Annotated in this window: 5 protein-coding genes; all 5 read left to right on the forward strand. The window is 70.0% G+C overall.

The features are described from left to right. Positions 1–236 precede the first annotated feature (236 nt). Positions 237–860 carry a hypothetical protein gene (locus HY703_12945; protein ID MBI4546099.1) on the forward strand — a complete coding sequence of 208 codons (624 nt, stop codon included), beginning with the start codon at positions 237–239 and terminating at the stop codon, positions 858–860. Positions 861–904: 44 nt separating this feature from the next. Continuing rightward, positions 905–1324: a cytochrome c gene (locus HY703_12950; protein MBI4546100.1), complete on the forward strand. Its 420-nt coding sequence runs from the start codon at positions 905–907 to the stop codon at positions 1322–1324. 219 nt (positions 1325–1543) lie between these two features. After that, complete coding sequence (locus HY703_12955) at positions 1544–1807, forward strand: hypothetical protein (protein MBI4546101.1); 264 nt, start codon at positions 1544–1546, stop codon at positions 1805–1807. Positions 1808–1818: 11 nt separating this feature from the next. Continuing rightward, positions 1819–2577, forward strand: coding sequence for a nucleotidyl transferase AbiEii/AbiGii toxin family protein (locus tag HY703_12960; GenBank protein ID MBI4546102.1), 759 nt, complete (start codon positions 1819–1821; stop codon positions 2575–2577). Between the two features lie 8 nt (positions 2578–2585). After that, positions 2586–3622 (forward strand): hypothetical protein (locus tag HY703_12965; GenBank protein MBI4546103.1); only part of this gene is annotated, 1037 nt, incomplete at its 3' end.

Here is a 3622-nt window from a genome sequence, read left to right on the forward strand (position 1 = left end):
CCCGAGTGCCGCCCCCCGGATTGGAGCGAAGGAGAGCTTCAGGGTACGGGTCTTGCGCGCAGCGCGGGTTCCTGCGCAAGGCGCGGCGAGGCGGCCGGGCCGATCTTGGCCGGGTCGCCGCGCGTTCACTTGGCCGCACATGCCTCTGGGGGTTCTGGGGCCGCAGGTCCAGAATTCTCCAACCAGCCGGCGCGAAGGGAGCCCGGCGCAACAGTCCTGGAAGGGAGGGAGGATTCATGAGAGCCACTCGTACTGCCACGCCCCTGGCCGCAAGAGGCGGTTGGCTGATCGCGCCCCTCGTCCTCGCCGCGCTGGCGGCGTGTGAGACCCAGCCGAGGGAGGAGGCGGCGGCCGAGGAGCAGCCGGCGCCGGCCGCCGAAACCGGCCCCATGCCAGCGGAAACACTGCCCACGGCGGCGGGTCCCACCGAGGTGCCCGATGCGGCCGTGCACACGACGGGCGCGCAACTGGTGGGCGCGTTCACGCAGGACAGCCCCTTCGATCCGGACGCGCCGGAGCACCTCTGGTTCGACAATGGCGACGGCACGTTGCTGTTCCTGCACTACGACAAGCCGCTGCCCCAGGCGGCGAAGGTGATCTACACGGGCTATGGCGTGAAAGGCCGCTGGTGCGCGGAGGATCAGCCGGAGGGGTTCACGCATTTCCATCGCACGGCGAAGGTCGGGGCGTGGGACGCTGGTCACGGCGGCTCGAAGCCGGGCGAGGAGGGCTACTGGCTGAAGCACATCGCGGTCGAGAAGTTCGACATGCCGGCCATGATGGGGATGCCGGCCCGCACCATCGAGCCGGGGCTGGACCGGCAGTTCATGCCCACCAGGGCCCCGGACTGCAGAGCCTGATCGGCCTCGCGGTAAGGCGGCCGTCGGCCGCGGCGCTGCTGGCCATGGCGCTGGTGGCCGGCTGTAGGGCCGGCGGCCGCGACGAGGGAGACCGCGCGGCTGCCGCCGCGGCGGCGGACACGGCAGGCAAGGCTGCGCGCGAGCCCGGGGACCAGGCCGCGCGGGCGGCCCCGGGCGATGCCCGGCGCGGGGAACTGCTCTTCGGCCAGATCGGCTGCAACGGCTGCCATCTGGTGAACGGCGTGGGCGGCATGGTGGGCCCTGAGCTCACGGGCGTCGCCTCCCGGCCCACGCCGGACCCCGGGCGCTGGCCCTCGGCCGAGGCGTACGTCCGCGCCTCGATTCTGGAACCCGGCACCTACCTGGTGCCCGGCTACACGGCCGACATGCCCGGGCCCGACAAGCTCGGGCTCGCGCCCCAGCACGTGAACGACCTCGTCGCCTACCTCATGACCCTGCTCTGATCGGGCGAAGCCTAACGTCCACCGGGCGGCGTGAGCATGCCTTCGGCAGCCGCCAACGGAAGTAGTGGCGCGGCTGGAGAGGCGGTTACGGTGCCTACCTCGCTGCCGCCAACGGTCCCTTTCTCCAGCACAGATCCCGGTCTTCGGGTTGGCCCCCGCCGGGAGGCGCCCTATTTTGCCGTGGGTTGTAAGGGCCGCACGAGCGAGAGCGGGCATACGATGGAACGACAGGCGACGGGGAGTGGCTACCGTTACCGCGATTTCCCGGGCGTGTTTTGGGACGCGGCACCCGACGCCGCGATCGAAGTGGAGAAGCCCGAGGTCCTGGCGCGTATCCTCTCGACCAGGCGGATGGACGTGATCGCCAAGCTCGTCACGCCCGAGCTGCTGCGGCGAAAGCTGGAGGACCTTCCCATCCCCGATCCACGGCGTCGCTTCTGGCGGCTGGTGCTGGAGCAGATGCCAGCCCGAGCCGGTGCCTAGCCACGCCGACGATGTTGCCTGGCGACCCCCTAATCCTGCGCTCGCTGCACATACAGATCCTGCGCATCGTCGGTGCGGCGGAGCGCGAATATGGACCTATCGGCCTGCGGCTCATGGGTGGGACGGCCCTCTCGGCGTATTACCTGAAGCACCGCGAGTCGGAGGACCTCGATCTCTTCGGCGGGCCGACCCTGAATGCGAAGGACTTTGCGCTGTTCGTGCGGGATCGGCTCGAACGCGACGGGCTGTACGTCCACATCAGGGAGCACGAGCCGCTGAACCAGGGGTTCGCACGTTATCTGGTGACGGAGGGCGTCGATCCTCGAGACCAGCCGATCCGAGTCGACTTCGGCAGGGAGTCCGCCTTTATGCTGGAGCCTTCCCTGCTCACCCAGGAGGGCGTTCGAGTTGCCTCGTTCCGAGACATCTGTGCGGGAAAGATCGGTGCCCTCTGCACACGGTCCGATGCCAGGGACTACATCGACTTGCACGCTATACTCCGGCGTCCTGGCGCGGCGGGCGCGACGCCCGACGATGAGACCGTCCGGCAGCGCATGCGGTCGCTGCTTCGTGACGCTCAGGAATCGGACCCTGGACTGAGCCCGGTGGTCGTGGGCGAAACCGTCGCGCGCGGCCTCGGTCGCTCTCTGGTCCGGGATTTCCCGTTACGGCTGATCCTACCGATGACTGACGAAGAGGTTCAGACAACCCTCGCGCTGGCGCTCGAGGCGTGCGCCCGTGAGGCCGGCAACAAGTGGCTCACAGGGTAGAACCGGCGATGGCCAGAGAGGTGCGGCTGTTCATCGGCACGAGGCGCGGGCTCTTCCTGGCGCGGTCGGGGGCGGAGCGTGCGCAGTGGACGTTCTCCGAGCCCTTGCTCGAGGGGCGCGAGGTGTACCACGCCTGGCTCGACCCGCGTGACGGCCGAACCGCCTGGGCGGCGACGGACCACACCGTCTGGGGCGCCCACGTGCACGGGAGCGAGGACCGCGGCGAGACCTGGCAGGTGCTGGAGGAGGCGCCACATTACCAGGACGGGCGGGGCCTGCAGGCGATCTGGGCGCTGGCGCCCGGGCATGCTGGCGCACCCGATACGCTCTATGCGGGGATCGAGCCCGCCGGCCTCTTTGGCAGCCGGGACCGCGGCGTAAGCTGGAGCGGCGTCGCCGCTCTGAACGAGCACCCCACGCACGGCACCTGGCAGCCGGCCGGTGGGGGGCTGGCGCTGCACTCGATCCACGTCGATCCGCGCACCCCGCAGCGCATGTACTGCGCGATCTCGGCGGGCGGCGTCTACCGCTCCGAGGATGGCGGCGCGAGCTGGGTGCCGGCCAACCGCGGTGTACGCGCGGAGTTCCTGCCGCAACTCTATCCGGAGACGGGGCAGTGCGTCCACAAGCTGGTGCTGCACCCCGCCCGCCCGGATCGGCTGTACCAGCAGAACCACTGCGGAGTGTATCGTTCAGACGACCGGGGGGAGACCTGGTTGGAGATCACAACGGGGCTGCCCAGCGACTTCGGCTACGCGCTGGCGGTGGACCCGCACGATGCGGATACGCTCTTCGTCATTCCCGAGGAGTCGAGCCACATGCGCACCACGGTTGGCGGCCGCCTGCGGGTGTACCGCAGCCAGGATGCCGGCGGCTCGTGGCAGGCGCTGACCCGGGGGCTGCCTCAGAGTCACGCCTACGTCTCCATCTTGCGGGAAGCCATGGCCAGCGACGAACTGGAGCCCTGCGGGCTGTATTTCGGCACCTCGAGCGGCCACCTCCTCGCCAGCCGCGACGGGGGCGATTGCTGGGAGCTGATCGCGGG

The sequence above is a fragment of the Gemmatimonadota bacterium genome (genome assembly GCA_016209965.1).
Taxonomy (GTDB): Bacteria; Gemmatimonadota; Gemmatimonadetes; order Longimicrobiales; family RSA9; genus JACQVE01.

Bases quoted from the DNA above. Each gene is read 5' to 3' on its own strand.
- HY703_12945 (MBI4546099.1), top strand. From the start codon at position 237: ATGAGAGCCACTCGTACTGCCACGCCCCTGGCCGCAAGAGGCGGTTGG.
- HY703_12950 (MBI4546100.1), top strand. From the start codon at position 905: ATGGCGCTGGTGGCCGGCTGTAGGGCCGGCGGCCGCGACGAGGGAGAC.
- HY703_12955 (MBI4546101.1), top strand. From the start codon at position 1,544: ATGGAACGACAGGCGACGGGGAGTGGCTACCGTTACCGCGATTTCCCG.
- HY703_12960 (MBI4546102.1), top strand. From the start codon at position 1,819: ATGTTGCCTGGCGACCCCCTAATCCTGCGCTCGCTGCACATACAGATC.